Annotated in this window: 14 protein-coding genes; all 14 read left to right on the forward strand. The window is 65.7% G+C overall.

Annotated elements, in window-relative coordinates; translation table 11 throughout:
• The first annotated feature begins 46 nt into the window (after positions 1 to 46).
• Entirely contained in the window at positions 47 to 526 is a 480-nt protein-coding gene (locus VF167_15190) for a TonB-dependent receptor plug domain-containing protein (GenBank protein ID HEX6926765.1), read from the forward strand.
• 236 nt (positions 527 to 762) lie between these two features.
• A complete protein-coding gene (locus tag VF167_15195) occupies positions 763 to 1,893 on the forward strand; it encodes a LacI family DNA-binding transcriptional regulator (GenBank protein ID HEX6926766.1) in 1,131 nt (376 codons plus the stop codon).
• A gap of 222 nt (positions 1,894 to 2,115) precedes the next feature.
• Positions 2,116 to 5,235: a TonB-dependent receptor gene (locus tag VF167_15200; GenBank protein ID HEX6926767.1), complete on the forward strand. Its 3,120-nt coding sequence runs from the start codon at positions 2,116 to 2,118 to the stop codon at positions 5,233 to 5,235.
• Positions 5,236 to 5,277: 42 nt separating this feature from the next.
• Positions 5,278 to 7,131, forward strand: coding sequence for a RagB/SusD family nutrient uptake outer membrane protein (locus tag VF167_15205; protein HEX6926768.1), 1,854 nt, complete (start codon positions 5,278 to 5,280; stop codon positions 7,129 to 7,131).
• A gap of 34 nt (positions 7,132 to 7,165) precedes the next feature.
• Entirely contained in the window at positions 7,166 to 7,837 is a 672-nt protein-coding gene (locus VF167_15210) for a DUF3823 domain-containing protein (GenBank protein HEX6926769.1), read from the forward strand.
• 58 nt (positions 7,838 to 7,895) lie between these two features.
• Positions 7,896 to 11,084 (forward strand): PVC-type heme-binding CxxCH protein, encoded by a 3,189-nt coding sequence (locus VF167_15215; GenBank protein HEX6926770.1) that lies wholly within the window; start codon positions 7,896 to 7,898, stop codon positions 11,082 to 11,084.
• Between the two features lie 30 nt (positions 11,085 to 11,114).
• Positions 11,115 to 12,671 (forward strand): MFS transporter, encoded by a 1,557-nt coding sequence (locus tag VF167_15220; GenBank protein ID HEX6926771.1) that lies wholly within the window; start codon positions 11,115 to 11,117, stop codon positions 12,669 to 12,671.
• Between the two features lie 25 nt (positions 12,672 to 12,696).
• Entirely contained in the window at positions 12,697 to 13,485 is a 789-nt protein-coding gene (locus VF167_15225; protein ID HEX6926772.1) for a ThuA domain-containing protein, read from the forward strand.
• Entirely contained in the window at positions 13,485 to 13,937 is a 453-nt protein-coding gene (locus tag VF167_15230) for a cupin domain-containing protein (protein ID HEX6926773.1), read from the forward strand. Before VF167_15225 ends, VF167_15230 begins: the two co-directional genes overlap by 1 nt.
• Positions 13,934 to 15,154 carry a Tm-1-like ATP-binding domain-containing protein gene (locus VF167_15235; protein HEX6926774.1) on the forward strand — a complete coding sequence of 407 codons (1,221 nt, stop codon included), beginning with the start codon at positions 13,934 to 13,936 and terminating at the stop codon, positions 15,152 to 15,154. The genes VF167_15230 and VF167_15235 overlap by 4 nt, the downstream gene beginning before the upstream one ends.
• Before the next feature lie 29 nt (positions 15,155 to 15,183).
• Entirely contained in the window at positions 15,184 to 16,044 is an 861-nt protein-coding gene (locus VF167_15240) for a phosphoenolpyruvate hydrolase family protein (GenBank protein ID HEX6926775.1), read from the forward strand.
• A gap of 331 nt (positions 16,045 to 16,375) precedes the next feature.
• A complete protein-coding gene (locus VF167_15245) occupies positions 16,376 to 16,732 on the forward strand; it encodes a hypothetical protein (GenBank protein ID HEX6926776.1) in 357 nt (118 codons plus the stop codon).
• Positions 16,733 to 16,907: 175 nt separating this feature from the next.
• Complete coding sequence (locus tag VF167_15250; GenBank protein HEX6926777.1) at positions 16,908 to 17,726, forward strand: DUF1080 domain-containing protein; 819 nt, start codon at positions 16,908 to 16,910, stop codon at positions 17,724 to 17,726.
• Positions 17,727 to 17,796: 70 nt separating this feature from the next.
• Entirely contained in the window at positions 17,797 to 18,363 is a 567-nt protein-coding gene (locus tag VF167_15255) for a GAF domain-containing protein (protein HEX6926778.1), read from the forward strand.
• The last annotated feature ends 10 nt before the right edge of the window (positions 18,364 to 18,373 follow it).

The raw sequence follows: 18,373 nt of genomic DNA on the forward strand, positions 1-18,373 counted from the left end.
CGGCCTCACCTCACCGCGGGGCCGCCGCTGCAGCCCGGAGGGGTCCATGCGCACCCGACCTTCCGCCACCCTGCTCACCTTCGTCATCGCCCTGACCCTCACCCCCGCCCTGGCGAACTGCCACGGTAGCGGCGCGGGCTCACGGCGGGCCGCCTCCGCGGACCCCGTGAGCGTCGGCTACGGCACCCAGCGCCGGGGCGCGGTGACCGGGTCCGTCTTCTCGCTCTCGGCCGAGGAGATCGACCGGGTGCGCGGTCAGGACATGGCACGCCTGCTCGAGGGCCGCATCCCGGGCCTCCTCGTCTACCGTCAGGGTGGTAACGTGATGCTCAGCATCCGTGGCGGCGGCCCGCCGCACGTGGTGATCGACGGCGCGCCCGCCTCGGTCGCCGACCTCCTCTCTCTCCCCCCGGAGACGGTTCACCGTATCGACGTCCGCAAGGACGGCGGCGCCGCAGTCTACGGCTGGCGGAGCGCGGACGGCGTCATCGAGGTCACTATGCGCCGCGGCGCCCACCGAGACTGATCCGCCTGCTCTTCCCGAACGCACGACGCGGAGGCTCCCTGGCCTCCGCGTCTTCGTTTGGAGCCTTGCTAACGCAACTTCTAAACCCCCTCTATTGTTTCATATGAACAGTTCATGCAAGTCCATGTCAGTTCATAGTTCTTGACGCTGGTTCATGAGTTCATTACCATGGGCTTGATTCCACAGCCACACCGCCGCCCTGCGGGGCGGCAGCTTCTCCTCTGCTCGGGACGGTAATGAAGCCGAAGCGGGCCACCATCCAGGATGTAGCACGGGAGGCGGGCGTCTCGAAAGCGACCGTGTCGGCGGCGATGAACAACACCGGTACTATCGCTGCCGCCACGCGGAATCGTGTGCTGGAGGTGGCTGCGCGGCTCAACTACCGCCCGGCGGCGGTCAAGCGCAACCAGGGCGCGGCGCCCAAGCCGACCATCGGGATGCTGATCCGCGAGATCAACAATCCCTACCACGTCGAGGTCGCGGCTGGCGCGAGCCGCTGGCTCGAGAAGAACGGCTACGGCTTCGTGGTCACCGCCTCGGGCGGCCACTACGACACCGAGCGCATCCGGGTGGAGATGCTCTGCGAGCGCGAGCTCGACGGCATCATCATCAACCCCGTGCTGCACGAAGGCGCCGACCTCTCGTACCTGTACGAGCTGCGTCGGCGGAACTTTCCTTTTGTGTTGCTCTCCGGGATCTACGGCGTGCGCGCGAGCCTGGTGGATGTGGACAACGTGCAGGCCTCCTGGCGGGCGGTCTCATACCTCATCCGCCACGGCCACACGCGCATCGTGCACCTGGCAGGGCCCTCCTTCGCGATGCACAGCCAGGAGCGCATCGAGGGCGTGCGCCGCGCCTTCAGCGAATCACATCTCGTCTTCCGCAACGACATCATCGTGCGCGCCGGGCATCACCTGGAGGATGGCTATCGCGCGGGAAAGGAGCTGTTCACGAAAAGGCCGCGGGCCGAGTGGCCCACGGCCGTCACCTGTTACAACGATCTGGTAGCTCTGGGCCTCTATAGGGCCCTCTCGGAGCTGGGCCTGTCGGTACCGGAGGATGTCTCCATCATCGGCTACGGCGACCTGCCGGTCCTCGAATACCTCCCGGTGCCGCTCACGACGGTGCATGTGCCCAAGCTGAAGATGGGTGAGACCGCGGCGCGACTGCTGGTGCGGCTCATCGAGTCGGACCTCGCGGAGGCGCCCGAACGGGTCAACCTCGAGACGGAGCTCGTGGTCCGTAAGTCGACCCGCTCGCTCTTGCCCCCGGAAGCGGAGGAGGAGCCGAAGCAGGAGCTCGGCCCGGCCGACGAGCCAGCAGCAGCTGCGCCCAGGCGGGTACGCGCGCGGAAGCGCAGCGCCTAGACGCACAGCCGGCCCGTCCACCGTCGTCCCTCAACGTTGTCTTGCTTGTCTCCGCGGCCTGCCCGGCGGAGTGATCGATAGCGCGGTTCACGTTCATCGTCGCGGTTCCATAGTCATCTAGAAGGCGACAAAAATCACGTCGCTACTTGAAGTTAGCGCGCGTGTGAGTCGCGTGGTCGTGGCCGACTAGGCCTTCATTTCACCATCCCGGAGGATGCGACAATGCGGAAGGCACTGTTTGCCTGTCTCGCCGCTCTGCTCTGGTTGGCACCCGGTGCCTGGGCGCAGGCGACAGGAACGATCAGTGGCACCATCACCAACGACGCGGGGGAGCCGCTCGCGGCGGTGAATGTGGCCGTGTCAGGGTACGAGGCCTTGAGTGGTCAAACCGGTCGCTACACGATCGCCGCCATTCCGGCCGGAGTGTACACGCTGCGCGCCTCGCTTCTCGGCTATTCGGAGTACACCGAAGAGGTGACGGTCACAGCGGGGCAAGTGACCACGGTGAACATCGTGCTCTCTGCCCAAGCGGTCGAGCTGGAGGGGGTGGTGGCGGTAGGATACGGCGGCACCCAGCGCGAGGAATCGGTCACCGGCTCCATCGCCTCCGTGAGCGGTGCCGATCTGGTGCGCACGCCCGCGGTGACCACGTCGGGCACGCTGGTGGGCAAGGTCCCCGGCGTGCTGACCCGGCAGGCGGACAGCCGACCGGGATCCAGCACGTCCATCCAGATTCGCAACCTGGGCACGCCGCTCTTCGTGATCGACGGCATTCCCAAGGACGAGGGTCAGTTCAACAACATCGACCCCCACGACATCGCGAGCATCACGATCCTGAAGGACGCGTCGGCGGCTGCGGTTTACGGCGTGCGTGCGGCAAACGGCGTGGTTCTGGTCACCACCAAGCGCGGCCTGCGCAATCAGTCCTCCCGGGTGGATGTCCACACCTACTACGGCTGGCAGAACTGGGGCCGCTTCCCCAAGCCGGCGGACGCGGGGACCTGGGTCCGCGCCCGCGCCGAGGCTGAGATCAATCAATTCGGAGAGACTTCGTGGACGCCGGAAGAGGTCGCGCTCTGGCAGGAAGGAACTCAGCCGGGGTACCGTAGCTTCGACTGGTATGATTTCGCCGTTCAGAAAAACGCTCCGCAGCACTATTTGAGCGTCAGCTCGACGGGAGGAAGCGATCGAATCAACTACTATCTGTCGGCATCCCGGGTTGACCAGGAAGCGGTCTTCAACGAGTACGTTTTCAATCGCACCAACCTGCAGGCCAACGTAGACGCGCAGATCAGCGAGCGGCTCTCGGTCGGCGCGCAGATCAACGGCCGCATCGAGACCCGCAAGAATCCTGGTAACCCCGGCTTCGACGACTACTGGCAGCCTATTTTCGGTATTTACCGCAACAAGCCCACGGAGCGCGCGTACGCCAACGACAATCCGCTCTATCCCAACCACATCGAGAACATTGCCAGTAATTACGCCACCCTCAATTACGACATTTCGGGGTATTGGGAGAGCATCTGGCGGGTCCAGCAGACCAACCTGAGCGCGACATACGATCTGCCGATCGACGGCCTGGCCGCCACGGCCCGCTACTCGTATTACCTGGCGGACAACGTCGAAAATACCTTCGAGTATACCTACGACGTATTCACCTACTATCCGGAGACCGACGAGTACGTCAGGACCGGCGGCAACGACAATCCTTTCCGCGACCGCTGGAGCCGCAAGGTGGAGGAGAACATGCTCCAGCTCCAGCTCAACTATGACAAGCGTTTCGGCCGTCACGGGGTCAGCTTCGACGCCGCCTTCGAGGCCAACGAGCGTCTGGAGCCGCGCTACTGGCTGCGCTCGCAACCGAGCACGAACTACATCGAGCTCATCAATCTGAACGAGCTCAAGGAGCTGCGAGACGAACAGAGCGAGTCGGCGCGAATGGGATACGTGCTGCGCGCCAATTACGACTACGATGATCGCTACCTGTTCGAGGTGGCCGGCCGATATGACGCCTCGTGGCAGTTCGCGCCGGGTAAGCGTTGGGGCCTCTTCCCCTCGGCCTCGGCGGGCTGGCGAATTTCGGACGAGCCCTTCTACCTCAACAGCCGCCTCTCCAGCATTCTCCCCGAGCTGAAGCTGCGCGCCTCTTATGGCGTGCTCGGCGACGACCGCGTCGGCATCGGCCCCTTCGATTACCTCGAGGGCTACAACTACGATCGCGGTAACGCCGTGCTCGACGGACAGTTGATCACCGGCATCGAGCCGCGCGGCCTGCCGATCGACAATATCAGCTGGCTGCGCAGCACCATGACGAACGTCGGCCTCGACTTCGGCCTGTTGGACGGTCGCCTCGGCGGAACCCTGGAGTACTTCTACCGCAAGCGCACGGGACTTCCCGCGCGTCGGTGGGATGTGCTCATCCCCCAGGAGGTGGCGATCGATCTGCCGAACGAGAACCTGAATGCCGACGCCCATGTGGGTGTGGAGGCCTCGCTCAGCTTCTCCGACCAGCTCTCGAACGGCCTGTCGTACTCGCTCGGCGGCAATGTGACCTTCGCCCGGCAGCGCGATCTCTATACCTACAAGCCTCGCTTCGGGAACTCCTGGGATCGCTATCGCAACTCGATCGAGGATCGCTGGGCCTTCATCAACTGGGGCTATGAGGTGATCGGACAGTTCGAGTCCGAAGAGCAGATCGCCAACTACCCGGTCGACATCGACGGACAGAACAACACCACGCTCCTGCCTGGCGACTTCATCTACAAAGATGCCAACGGCGACGGGATCATCTCCTCGCTCGACGAGCGGCCGATCGGTTTCCGCATGGGGGCGCTGCCATACCTCAGCTTCGGCCTGAATGCCTCGACCGCCTGGAAGGGATTCGACCTGAATCTGCTCTTCTCAGGGGCGGGTTATCAGAGCTATGAGCGCAACTGGGAGATGAAGATACCCTTCCAGAACGACGCCAACTCGCCCGAGTTCATGCTTACGGACCGTTGGCATCGGGAGGATATCTGGGATCCGAACAGCCGTTGGATCCCCGGCAAGTACCCGGCTCTGCGCAAGGAGTGGGAAACCCACAGCAATATGCGCAAGTCGGACTGGTGGGTGACCAACGTGAATTACCTGCGGCTGAGGACGGTGGAGCTCGGCTACACGCTGCCTCAGTCGGTGATCGACAGCTTCCGGATTCGTAGCGCGCGGATCTACGTGACCGGATCCAACCTCTTCTCGCTGGACAATGTCGGGGAGTTTGGAATCGATCCGGAGGTCGCTTCGGCAAACGGGCTCCAGTATCCGCCGCTTCGAATGATCAACGTCGGAGCGAATGTCGGCCTCTGAACCGCCTCCACCGGAAATCCGAACTTCTGCGCGCAATTGATCATGCGATTCGAACTACGCCGCATCCGGTCCCTGCTCCTGGTGGGAGCGACCCTGCTGGCCACGTCCTGCGACACGCTCAGCCCGGAGTTCCTGGACCGCGAGCCGACCGACCTGCTGCTGGAGGACCAGGTCTGGACCGATTCCAAGCTGGTGCTTGGTCTACTCGCCAACTTCTACAACCGGCTTCCGGAGATCTATAGCGTCGCCCACAACTACGAGGGCTTCGCGCATTTCGACGAAGCAATGTGGTCGGGCGGCAACAACTCGCCCAACGACATTGCTGCCTATCCGTACGGATGGTGGTCGATCTGGGATTACAGGCTGGTCCGCGACCTCAACCTCTTCCTGGAGAAGCTCGCCGAATCCGAGCTCGAGCCCGCGGATATCGAGTTGTTCACGGCTGAGGGTCGCTTCCTGCGGGCGTATGTGTATTTCGAGATGGTGAAGCGGATGGGGGGTGTGCCGATCATCACCCAGACGTACGAATACGACTTCAGCGGTGACCCGTCGTATCTGCAGTTCCCGCGAGCAACGGAAGCGGAGGTCTACGACTTCATCGCCGCCGAGCTGGATGAAATCAAGGACAAGCTACCTGCTGAGCCGAGCTATTCGCGCGCGACGAGATGGACGGCGCTTGCCCTGAAGTCGCGAGCCATGCTCTACGCCGGCTCGATCGCGAAGTACAACAGCGCGATGTCCCAGCCGATCCGGACGCAGGGCGGCGAAGTCGGCATCCCGGCCGACCGCGCTCAGGGATATTACGAGGCTTCGCTGGCCGCCTCTGAGGAGATCATCGCGAGCGGACGCTACAGCCTCTACCGGAACAATCCCGATCCGGCGCAGAACTTCTACGAGACCTTTACGAACATGCAGGACAATCCGGAAGTGATCTGGGCCCGCATGTTCACGCTCAATGGGAAGTATCACAACTTCACCTTCGACAACATTCCGCGATCGCTGCGCGAGGACAATGAGTCCGGATCGTTGATCAACCCGTCACTGAACCTGGTGGAGGCCTTCGAATACCTCGACGGGAGCAGCGGCGAGTTGCGCACGCGCGACGAGAACGGGGACTACATCTACTACGACGACCCCGCGGACATCTTCGCCAACAAGGATCCGCGGCTCTGGGGCACTGTCATCTACCCGGGTTCGACCTTCCGGGGACAGCCGGTGGAGATCCAGGCGGGCGTGCTGCGCTGGAATGAGGCGACCAGCTCCTACCAGGAGATCAGCTCCACGACTCCTGGAACGAGGTACACGGACGGCGGCGTGCTGGTGGGTGCCGACGGGCCGGTCGACTTCGATAATGTAACCCACAGCGGCTTCTACATTCGCAAGTGGCTCGACCCCCGGCCGGGTTCCGGCCAGCGCGGCCAGGGCACTGACATCTGGTGGATCCGCTTCCGCTACGGTGAGATCCTGCTGAACGCCGCCGAAGCCGCCTTCGAGCTCGACCGCACGGCGGACGCCCTTCGATACATCAACGAGGTGCGCGAGCGGGCCGGCTTCGGGCCGAACAGCCTCAGCTCCCTGACCATCGATCGTATTCGCAACGAGCGTCGGGTGGAGCTGGCCTTCGAGAACCATCGCTTCTTCGACATGAAGCGCTGGCGGCTGGCGCACGTGGTCTGGAATGGGAATCGGTCCTCAGAAGACGCAATGGTCCGCTCGCTCTACCCCTACCGAATCGATCGGCCGGGCGATCCGCGGGACGACAAGTATGTCTTCATCGAGAGGGTGGCGCCCGACTTCCTCCAGCCGCGCTTCTTCCGGCTCGGTAACTACTACTCGGAGATCAACCAGGACATTCGCAACGCGAATCCCAAGATCGTTCCGAACCCATTCCATTGATCGAACGGCCGGCGACTCATCACGAGAGATGCTTATGAACAGGTTCGCTTCACTTGCGCTGATCCTCGCCGTGCCGCTCGCGGCCTGCGAGATAGACAACTACCCGGCGCCCAATGCCGAGATCACCGGGCGGGTGGTTTATCAGGGCGAGCCGGTCAATGTGCGCCAGAACGCCATCGACCTCGAGCTGTGGCAGGACGGTTTCGAGCTACGGCGTGAAATCCCTGTGAACCTCCATCAGGACGGCACCTTCGCGGCGCGCGTCTTCGACGGGGTCTACAAGCTCAACCTGAAGGAAGGGGTCGGGCCCTGGCGCGACAATCCGGATACGGTTCAGATCACCCTGAACGGGTCCGAATCGGTGGACGTGCCGGTTGAGCCCTACTTCATCATCGAAGGCGAGTCGTTCACGCTGAACGGGAACACGCTCACCGCAGCCTTCGACGTGCGCCGCGTCGTCGAGGGTAGCGTCTTCGAGCGGGTGGGCTTGTACGTCGGACGCACGCAGTTCGTGGATTCGCGCTATCACCTGATACGCGCGGAGCAGGAGGGCGAGCTGGACGGCGATACCGGCCACTTCACGCTCACTCTCGACCTCGCCGACGCCTTCGCCTCGCATCCGCAACTCTTCGTGCGAGCCGCGGTGAAGACGGCGGGGGTGGAGGAGATGCTGTACACGCCGGTCGACACGCTCGAGCGGCCCTGATCGCACGCTATTCATCCGTTCACCGGAGATCCGTTCACCGGAGGAAGGAAGTACGTTCATGTCCGCTTCAGTCCCTCGCTCCTCTCGCCGCCGTCTGCGGCCGCTGCTCGCGCTCCTCGTGGCCGGTGCGACAGCCGGCCTGGGGGCGTGTGCGCCGGCCACGCCGGCGGCGTCCCCTCCAGGCCCGGAGCGCTCACAGCAAGCACGGGCTCCGCAAGGGACGGAGCGCATCCAGGTGCTCTTCCTGGGTGATGCCGGGCATCACCGGCCGGCGGAGCGCCTGCGGGACGTGGCCACGCCCCTGCTCAACCGCGGCATCGAGTTGCACTACACGGAGAACCTCGCCGACCTCCACCTCGAGAACCTGCGGAAGTACGACGCGCTCCTGCTGTATGCGAACTACGAGGGGGACCTCCCCGCGGAATACGAGCAGGCGCTCCTGACGTACGTGCGCGAGGGGGGCGGCTTCGTGCCGGTGCACTGCGCGGCCGGGAATTTCCGCACCTCCGAGGCCTTCGTGCGACTGCTCGGCGCGCAGTTCGCCTCGCACGACACGGCCACCTTCCGCACCCGCATCGTGGAGCCGGATCACCCGGTGATGCAGGGCTTCGAGGGGTTCGAGAGCTGGGACGAGACGTACGTCCACAAGAACCACAATCCCGAGGGTCGTACCGTGCTCGCCTACCGGGGCGACGAGCCCTACACCTGGGTGCGCGAGGAAGGGAAGGGTAGGGTCTTCTATACCGCCTGGGGCCACGACGAGCGGACGTGGCGAAACCCCGGTTTCCTGGACCTCCTGGAGCGGGGGATTCGCTGGGCGGTAGGCCAGGACGTGCCGACGGCGCTCGCCGAGCGCGAGATCCGCGATCCCTTCGAGTATGCGGTGCTCGACGTACCCTTCCCGCCGCCGCACCGGGTGCGGATGCAGTATGAGGCGACGGTGGGTCCGATGGACCGGAAGTCGAACTACCCCCTCTTCTACCAGATGCAGCTCGCGCTCTCGCCCGAGGAGTCGATGGAGCGGATGATCGTTCCTCCCGGCTTCCGGGTGGAGCTGTTCGCCAGCGAGCCAGACATCGTCAACCCGATCGCCATGACCTGGGACGAGCGGGGGCGCCTGTGGGTAGTGGAGTCGGTGGAGTATCCGTACCCGCGCGAGATGTGGCCCGATGGCGGTGGGAAGGACCGGATCGTCATCGCGGAGGATACCGATCACGACGGCCGCGCCGACAAGTTCACGGAGTTCGCCGACGGTTTCAACATCCCGACCGGGCTGACCTTCGCCAACGGCGGCGTGATCGTTCACCAGGCGCCGCAGACGATCTTCCTGAAGGACACGGACGGAGACGATCGGGCGGACGTGCGGAAGGTGCTGTTCGAGGGGTGGAGCCAGCGGGATACCCACGCCGGGCCCAGCCATCTTCGCTATGGGCTGGACAACTGGGTCTGGGGCGTAGTTGGCTACTCGGGCTTCAAAGGCACCATCGGCGGCGAGGAGCACGAGTTCTCCATGGGCGTCTATCGCTTCCGCCCGGACGGATCCAAGTTCGAGTTTCTGCGCCGGACCAACAACAACACCTGGGGGCTCGGTTTCAACGAGCAGGGCGGCGCCTTCATCTCCACGGCGAACGGCAACCCGAGCACGTATCTGCCTTTCCCCATCCGGGGATACGCCGGTTTGCCCGAGCTGGAAGCGGACGTGACGCAGAGCCTCGCCTCTACGCCGCGCATGATCCCGCTCAGCAACGAGTTCCGCCAGGTCGACTGGGTCGGGGCTTACACCGCGGGCTCCGGCCACGCGGTATACACAGCCCGGACCTACCCGAGGGAGTACTGGAACCGCATTGCTTTCGTCAACGAGCCGACGGGACACCTGGTCGGTGAGTTCCTCCTGGAAGAGAACGGCTCCACCTACAAGGCCGAGTACCCCCGCAACCTGGTCGTCAGCGACGATCAGTGGTTTGCACCGGTAGTGGCGGAGGTCGGGCCCGACGGCAATGTCTGGATCGCCGACTGGTACAACTACGTGATCCAACACAACGCGGAGAGCGATCGGCAGAAGCCCGCACCGGGCAACGCCTACGCCAACCCGCTACGCGATCGCCAGCACGGCCGGATCTACCGGATCGTCTACGAGGGGGCGCCGCCCGCCGAGCCGATGTCGCTGGAGGGGGCGAGTCCGCAGAAGCTGGTCGAGACCCTGCGGCACCCGAACCGCCTCTGGCGCATGCATGCGCAGCGGCTGCTGGTGGAGCGCGGGCAGCGCGACGTGGTGCCGCGGCTGATCGAGCTGGTTCAGGACACCTCCGTGGACGAGCTGGGGCTGAACCCGGGAGCGATCCACGCCCTCTGGACCCTGCACGGGCTGGGTGCGCTCGACGGCTCCGATCCCCGCGCACTGGAGGCGGCCCGGACGGCACTGCGGCACCCCTCCGCGGGTGTGCGCCGCAACGCGGTGCAGGTGCTACCCGCCACGGAGGCAACCACCGCCGACGTGTTGGCGGCCGGGCTGCTCGAGGATGAGGATCCGCAGGTGCGTCTGCAGGCGGCGGCCACTCTGGCCGACCTGCCGGGGTCGGAAGCAGCGGGGCGGGCGCTGTTCGCGGCCTTGCAGCGCCCGGAAAACGCGAACGACGAGTGGATGCGCGAGGCGATGGCTCTCGCCGCGGCGAAGAGCCCGCAAGGGTTCCTCGCGGCCGCGGCGGCGGCCGGTGTCGAGGGAGCTCCGCCTCCGGCTCCGAACGCGGAGGATGCTCCCAGTCCGGTTTCGACCCTGGCGGGGATCGTGGGGCTGGTGGCGCGGCATGCTGACCCCGCTGCCGGGGGCGCCGCGGTCGCGGCGACCGCCGGGGAGGCGGACGTGGTCCTCGAGGTGGGCGTGGTGCCGGACGTCCTGAGGTTCGATCGGACCGAGTTGTCGGCACAGGCGGGACAGCGCGTCCGGATCGTCTTCAGGAACACCGACAACATGGAGCACAACCTGGTCTTCATCGAGCCCGGATCGCTGGCGAAGATCGGACGTCTGGCGGACGAGCTGGCGACCTCGCCCCAGGGGCGCTCGCGGCAGTACGTTCCCGACGCGCCCGAGGTCGTCGCCTCCACCCCGGTACTCGGGCCAGGTCAGAGCTACGAGCTGACCTTCACGGCACCCACGGAACCTGGTCGATACACCTTCATCTGCACCATCCCCGGGCACTGGCGGGTGATGCAGGGCACGCTGGTCGTCGAACCCGCTGCCTCCCGCTGAGCGGCGGCCACCACCAACCGCGAGACACGCATGGCTCAAGCATCCGGACCTGCACGGCCGATCAACGCGAACCGGCTCTTTTTCGGCACCTGCTTCGCGCTGGTACCGACCGCGGCCTCCTTCGCCATCCTCGGTGACGTACTGGGGGCCCTCAAAGCCGATTTCATCCTCACCAACTACCAGGTAGGGTTGATCGGCGGCGCGGCTCTCTGGGGGATGGCGATCTCGCAGATCCTGCTGGGATCCTTCGCGGACTTCGGCATCAGGACCATGTTCCGGCTGGCATTCCTGTGCCACCTGCTGGGCGTGGTCACCATGGTGTCGGCGACCTTCACCCCGGTCGCGAGCGGCTTCTGGGTGCTGTTCATCGGCGCGATCCTGCTCGGGCTTGGCAACGGCTTCGTGGAGGTGGCGGGCAACCCCCTGGTGACCGCTCTTTTCCCGGACAACAAGACCACCAAGCTCAACCAGTTTCACGGGTGGTTTCCGGGCGGGATGGTGATCGCGGGGCTGGCCAGCTATGTGCTCGCCATGACGCCGCTGGGCGCCTGGGAGTTTCGGGTCGGCCTGATTGCCGTTCCCATCCTGATCTACGGATCGCTCCTCCTCGGCCAGGCCTTCCCGCAGACGGAGGGGGTGAGCGCGGGCATCAGCTTCGGGGAGATGTTCCGGGCGACGTTCACCAGCCCGCTTTTCCTGGTGATGTTCTTCTGCATGATGATCACCGCCTCGCTCGAGCTCGGGCCGATGCGGTGGATCCCGGCCGTGCTGCAGTCGGGAGGCATTCCAGGCATCCTCGTGCTGGTCTGGATCAGCGGGCTGATGGCGGTGCTGCGCTTCAAGGCGGGTCCGCTGGTCGAACGGCTCTCGCCGACCGGTCTGCTGCTGATGAGCGCGATCGTGTCGGGGACCGGCCTCTACATGCTGAGCTTCGCCGAGTCGATCGTGATGGCGTTCGTGGTCGCCACGGTCTACGCGGTGGGTATCGCCTTCTACTGGCCGACCATGCTGGGCTTCGTGAACGAGCGCATCCCGCGTAGCGGCGCGCTGGGGCTGGGTCTGATGGGCGGCATCGGCATGGCCATCAGCGGCGCCGTGACCATTCCGGTGATGGGGAACATCGCCGACCACCACGTGCCGGACCGGGTTCCGGAGCAGCAGACGGTCGCGCTCCTCACCGAAGCCACCAACACCCTCCCGGCCATGCTCACCCAGGTGGAGCCGTCCCGGCAGGGAGATGTGGAGACGGCGGTGCGGCTTTCGACCCGGGCGCTCGACACCTATGAGCAGGCCGGCACGCTCTCCGGCAACGAGACCGCAAATGCGCTGCGAGCCATAACGAGCAGTGGCGTGGAGGCGCCCATCGTGGGCGATGCGGCGGATATTCTCGGGCCCGCGGAGAACTACGGAGGACGCATCTCCTTCCGCTACGTTGCGCCGTTGGCGCTCATCATCATCGTGATCTTCGGTATCCTGTACGCGCGGGACCGTCGCGCGGGCGGCTACCGGCCGGAGCGGCTAGGAACTCAGCGCGAGCCGGAGTGGGCCACCTCGCCCGGGCTCAACGCCGAGGACGTGCTGCGTTGACCTCCTCCACCCGATCCAGAGCGAAATGACCACGTCTATTGCGCTTCGTTCGCTGGCCACTGCCCTGGGCGGCTGTGTGGTTGGCCTCCTGGTCGCCTGCGGCGATTCCTCACCCGAGCAGCAGGCCGCCGATGAGCAAGCGGCCGCCGTCGCTGCCCAGGCACCCGAGGATGGCCCGGCCGTGCTCATCGTGGGCGGCGGCTCGAGCCACGATTTCGACGCCTTCTTCAATCAGGCAGACGGGGCCACGCTGGCCGAGGTCGGGGCGGAGGTCACGTATACCGATCAGCCGGGTGAGGTGCTCGGGCACCTCGAGCACGCCGATGTGCTCTACCTGACCAACAACCAACCGCTGCCAGACTCGGCGCTGCGCTCCGCGATCCTCGCGCTACCCGCGCAGGGGAAGGGGCTGCTGATCGGCCATGCGGCCTCCTGGTACAACTGGGAGGACTGGCCCGAGTACAACCGCACCCTGGTCGGCGGGGGTTCGCGGGGCCATCGCGCCTACGGGGAGTTCACTGTCGAGGTCACCCAACCGGATCACCCCATCATGGAGGGCGTGCCCGCCAGCTTTACGCTCGCCGACGAGCTGTACCGCTTCGAGCGCGACGACGAGGCGACCCCCATCACCGTCCTGGCCACCGCCCGGGAGGAGGAGACCGGGATGGTCTTCCCCATCGTGTGGACGGTGGACGTGCCCCAAGGGCGCGTGGTGGTCAACACGCTGGGTCACGACGGCGCTGCACACGAGCATCCTGCCTACCGGAAGATCCTGCAGAACAGCCTGGCCTGGGTCAGCGGGGAGGGATTCTGATGAGTCAGGTGGGAAAGCTCCGCTTCGTCGGCGTCAAGGAAGCCGAGCACGAGCGGCAGCCGACGGGGCTGCACCACTGGCTCTCAAAGCCGGGGGTGACCGAGGCCGAGAATCTAGTGCTGGTTCGGGTCTATATGCCGCCGGGTCAGGGCCACGGCTTCCACCGCCACCCGGAGCTCGAGGAGATCATCTATGTCCTCTCCGGGACGGCGGAACAGTGGGTGGGCGAGGAGCGCCGCCTCCTCGGCCCGGGCGAGATCGCCCACATTCCGCGCGACCTGGTCCATGCCACCTACAACGGGGGCGACGAGGAGCTGCAGTTCCTGGCCATCCTCTCCCCTGCCCATTATGAGGGACCTTTTGCGGTAGACGTGTATGACGAGGAGCCGTGGCGTTCGCTGCGACCTCCTCTCTCCAGCGAGAGCTCGAAACCAGAGGCCCGGACGGGATGATGAGTACCCGGCGCACGGTGCTGCTGATCGGCACGCTCGATACCAAGGAGGCGGAACTGGTCTATGTCCGCGGGTTGATCGAGGCCCGCGGACACAATGTAGTGCTCATGGATGCCGGCATCCTGCGTGACCCGGAGACGATGCCGGAGGTCACCGCCCGCGAGGTGGCCGAGGCCGGTGGAAGTAGCCTCGAGGCGCTGCGGAAGAAGGGCGACCGAGGCAGCGCGATCGACGTGATGATCGCGGGGGTGCGCAAGCTGGCGCGGGAGCTGTTCGACGCGGGCCGCGTGCACGGCGTGCTCGCCCTCGGCGGGGGCGGCGGGACCAGCATCGCCACCGCCGCCATGCGGGAGCTGCCGGTCGGAGTGCCGAAGCTGATGGTCTCCACCCTCGCTTCCGGGAACACGCGCCCGTACGTCGGCGAGACGGACATCACCATGATGTACTCGGTCGTCGACATCGCCGGGCTGAACCGGCTGTCGCGTCGCATCCTCGCCAACGCCGCTGGCGCGCTGTGCGGGATGCTCGAACAGGAGGTGCCCCCCGCCGAAGATCACCCCATCGTGGCGGCCACCATGTTCGGCGTGACCACCCCGTGCGTGGACCGCGTGCGCGCGCGCCTCGAGGAGGCCGGATACGAGCCGCTGGTCTTCCACGCCACCGGCACCGGTGGTCGGGCGATGGAGAAGCTCATCGACGCCGGCTTCGTCGTGGCGGTTGCCGACATGACCACCACCGAGTGGTGTGACGAGGTGGTGGGAGGTGTCCTTTCCGCCGGCCCTGACCGACTCAGTGCGGCGGGGCGCGCGGGGATTCCGCAGGTCGTCTCTTGCGGGGCGCTGGATATGGTCAACTTCGGCGCGGCCGACACAGTGCCGGAACAGTTCCGCGACCGGAATCTGTACCGGCACAACCCGATGGTGACCCTCATGCGCACCACACCTGCGGAGTGCGCCGAGATCGCCCGCCGGATCGCGGAGAAGCTGAATGCCGCCCGTGGTCCTACAGTCCTGATGCTGCCGCTGCGCGGGGTCAGCGCGCTGGACAAGGAAGGCGGGGCGTTTCACGACCCCGAAGCGAACGCGGCGCTCTTCGCCGCGCTTCGTGAGCATGTGCGACCTCCGGTCGAGATCGTCGAGGTGGACGCACACATCAACGATCCGCAGTTCGCGGATGCGGCCGTCGATCGCCTGCTCGAGCTGCTCGGGCGTTCATAAACCTCAACTTACCGTCAGGAATTCGCTTCATGCCTTTCATCAGTTACGAGGAATGTCTTCGCCGCCTGCGGGCGGAACGCGCTGCCGGACGTCCCATCATCGGTGCCGGCGCTGGTACGGGGATCTCCGCCAAGTTCGCCGAGCGCGGTGGAGTGGACATCATCATCATCTACAATTCGGGGCGTTACCGGATGGCGGGGCGGGGAAGCTCGGCCGGGCTGATGCCCTATGGCGACGCGAACGCGATCGTGCAGGAGATGGCGGGTGAGGTGCTGCCGATCGTGAAGGACACCCCCGTGCTGGCGGGCGTCTGTGGAACCGACCCGTTCCGCTTCATGAAGGTGTTCCTGAAGCAGCTCAAGGAGATGGGCTTCGACGGCGTGCAGAACTTCCCCACCGTGGGCGTCATCGACGGCAACTTCCGCAGGATCCTCGAGGAGACGGGCATGAGCTACGACCTCGAGGTCGAGATGATCCGCACGGCGCACGAGCTGGGGATGCTCACCTGCCCGTACGTCTTCGACGAGGAGCAGGCGGTGAAGATGGCCGAGGCCGGCGCCGACCTGATCGTGACCCACATGAACACGACCGTCGCGGGCTCGGTCGGCGTGAACCCCGAGACCGCACCGACGCTGGACGAGGCGGTGGAGAGGATCGCGCGCATGCGCGACGCCGCGCGCTCGGTGAACCCGGATGTCTTCGTGATCTGCCACGGCGGCCCGATCGCCTACCCCGACGACGTGCAGTACATCCTGGACAACACCGACGGGATCGACGGGTTCTTCGGGGCGTCGAGCATCGAGCGCCTGGCTGCCGAGCCGGCGATCGAGGCGCAGGCGCGCGCCTTCAAGGAACTGCGCATCCCCGCGCGCCCCGAGCCCGTGGCCTGATCGAGGCAGCGAAGCCAGAGGCCAAGAAGCCAGGAGCCAGAAGTCAGGAGCCAGAATCAACGGGGGATGGCGCCAGAACTCGCGAATCCCGATCCGTCCTTCTGGCTCCTGGCTCCTGGCTCCTGGCTTCTAGCTTCTGTCTCCTGACATGTCCCCTCTCAACGACATGAACTGTCATCCCGCCGGGCCGGTCTGCACTCTCCGAAGGGCCGAGTGGAGGATTGTAAGTTATTGTATATCAATCTGATGCGGAAAATGGCAGGGCTGGCACGTGGCCTGATCCGTGGCTCGGGCAGAAGGCTGTTGATGTCCGCATCCACAGGAGGTTGCTTTGCGACGGCTAGCCCTGCTCCCCTTGTTGCTCGCCGTTCTGTTCCTCGGCGCCTGCGATGATATCACCGGGCCCGGGGGGCGCTCGCTCGACGGTCGATGGAGCACTCGCTTCGACGGTGAGACCATTCGCTTCTCTCTGCGGGACGACCGCGGCGACGTTCGCGGCTCCGGGGATTGGGGACGCGACGACGTTTATGTCTGGGGGGAGCGCTACGATTCAGACGTCTACCTGACCTTCGAGTTCGACCGCTTCAGCCCCATCGAGTTCGAGGGGGAGATCCGCGGCCGCGAGATCGAAGGGCGGCTCTACGGCTCGGGGCTCGACGGAGAAAGGGTACGGTTCAGACGAGATTAGGCCGCGAGCCGACCGAGTGGGCCCGCTGGCCGCGAGGGGCTGGGTAAAAAGGGGGTGCGGGGTGCGACGTGTGCGCCCCGCACCCCCTTGTGCCGCAGCGCGGAGAGCGGCACTGTAGGCTGGAACCACGCGCCGTCGTGGCGCACAGCCCGTTCGCACTTTTCACCATCGGACCATGCGGACTCGAAACCTCTCTCTGAAGAAGGTCCACACCGCTCCTGTTGTCGGCCTGGTGCTCACCGGCCTGCTCGTCGCCGGCTGCTCCTCCGCCGATAGCGAAGGAGCCCCCGCAGAAGGTGCCGCGACCGAAGGAACCGCCACGCAAGGAGCCGCCCAGGCTGGCGCTCCGAATGCGCTGACGGCTCAGGAGCAGGCGGAGGGGTGGGTGCTTCTTTTTGATGGAGACGACCTCGACCAGTGGCGAGGCTACCGCCGGGATACCCCGCCGGCGCGCTGGCAGCCGCAGGACAGCGTGCTCGCCTTCGTCCCGGAAGGGGACGACGGCGGTGACCTGATGACCCGCGAGCAGTTCGGCGATTTCGAGTTCCGTTACGACTGGCGGATCTCGGAGGGAGGCAACAGCGGAGTCATCTATCGAGCGACGGAGGACTCGGACGCGCCCTGGCACACCGGTCCGGAGATGCAGATCCTCGACGACGAGCGTCACCCGGACGCCAACGCCGGGGTGAATGGCAACCGCAGGGCCGGCTCGCTGTACGACATGATCGCGCCGACGCCGGGTGTCGTTCGCCCCGCCGGGCAGTGGAACGAGGCGCGCATTGTTGCGAACGGCAACCACGTCGAGCACTGGCTCAATGGCCAGAAGGTGGTCGAGTACGAAATCGGCAGCGAGCGTTGGGACAGCCTCTACCAGGCCAGCAAGTTCACCGAGTATCCTGGCTTCGGCGTCCAGCAGCGCGGCTACATCGTGCTGCAGGACCACGGGGATCCGGTCTGGTTCCGGAACCTGAAGATCCGGCCGCTGGGCTCCTGAGGCCGGGCACCAGGTCGCTCGCCCCGACCGGGGCGAGCGATCCGACGGCGGCAAGCAGGAGGGAAGGGGGATGGCTGAGACCACCATCGTTGCGGACCGCAGCGGCGATCTGCGGCTGACCGAGACGGAGAAGCGCGATCGCTACGGTGAAGTCGTGCAACTCATCGAAGCCACGATCGCCGACGAGCGAGATCTGCTGACGTGCATGACCTCGGTCGTTTGCCTGCTGCACAACGCGCTGCCGTACTTCTACTGGACCGGTTTCTACCGCCGCGTGGCTCTACGCGAGCTGAGGGTCGGACCCTACCAGGGTACGCTCGGCTGTCTCACCATCGACTTCGATCGCGGGGTGTGCGGCGCCTGCGCGCGCGAGCGGCGCACCATCATCGTTCCGGACGTCGATGTGTTCCCCGGCCACATCGCCTGCGATTCTGCCTCGCGCTCGGAGATCGTGGTGCCGGTTTTCGATGCCCACGACCGCCTGATCGCTGTGCTGGACGTGGACAGCACCCTCCCGGCCGCCTTCGACGAGATCGATCAACTCTATCTGGAGCAGGTCGTGGCGCTGCTCCGGTCGAAAGAGGTGCTCCCCCTGGTGTACGTTCCGCCGGCGCCGTCCCGCAGTGTCCAATCCTGAAGCACGCGGC

It is taken from the genome of Longimicrobiaceae bacterium, assembly GCA_036375715.1.
Classification (GTDB): domain Bacteria; phylum Gemmatimonadota; class Gemmatimonadetes; order Longimicrobiales; family Longimicrobiaceae; genus DASVBS01.

Excerpts from the sequence above, each read along its gene's own strand:
- VF167_15190 (HEX6926765.1), top strand. The coding sequence starts at position 47 with ATGCGCACCCGACCTTCCGCCACCCTGCTCACCTTCGTCATCGCCCTG.
- VF167_15195 (HEX6926766.1), top strand. The coding sequence starts at position 763 with ATGAAGCCGAAGCGGGCCACCATCCAGGATGTAGCACGGGAGGCGGGC.
- VF167_15200 (HEX6926767.1), top strand. The coding sequence starts at position 2,116 with ATGCGGAAGGCACTGTTTGCCTGTCTCGCCGCTCTGCTCTGGTTGGCA.
- VF167_15205 (HEX6926768.1), top strand. The coding sequence starts at position 5,278 with ATGCGATTCGAACTACGCCGCATCCGGTCCCTGCTCCTGGTGGGAGCG.
- VF167_15210 (HEX6926769.1), top strand. The coding sequence starts at position 7,166 with ATGAACAGGTTCGCTTCACTTGCGCTGATCCTCGCCGTGCCGCTCGCG.
- VF167_15215 (HEX6926770.1), top strand. The coding sequence starts at position 7,896 with ATGTCCGCTTCAGTCCCTCGCTCCTCTCGCCGCCGTCTGCGGCCGCTG.
- VF167_15220 (HEX6926771.1), top strand. The coding sequence starts at position 11,115 with ATGGCTCAAGCATCCGGACCTGCACGGCCGATCAACGCGAACCGGCTC.
- VF167_15225 (HEX6926772.1), top strand. The coding sequence starts at position 12,697 with ATGACCACGTCTATTGCGCTTCGTTCGCTGGCCACTGCCCTGGGCGGC.
- VF167_15230 (HEX6926773.1), top strand. The coding sequence starts at position 13,485 with ATGAGTCAGGTGGGAAAGCTCCGCTTCGTCGGCGTCAAGGAAGCCGAG.
- VF167_15235 (HEX6926774.1), top strand. The coding sequence starts at position 13,934 with ATGATGAGTACCCGGCGCACGGTGCTGCTGATCGGCACGCTCGATACC.
- VF167_15240 (HEX6926775.1), top strand. The coding sequence starts at position 15,184 with ATGCCTTTCATCAGTTACGAGGAATGTCTTCGCCGCCTGCGGGCGGAA.
- VF167_15250 (HEX6926777.1), top strand. The coding sequence starts at position 16,908 with ATGCGGACTCGAAACCTCTCTCTGAAGAAGGTCCACACCGCTCCTGTT.
- VF167_15255 (HEX6926778.1), top strand. The coding sequence starts at position 17,797 with ATGGCTGAGACCACCATCGTTGCGGACCGCAGCGGCGATCTGCGGCTG.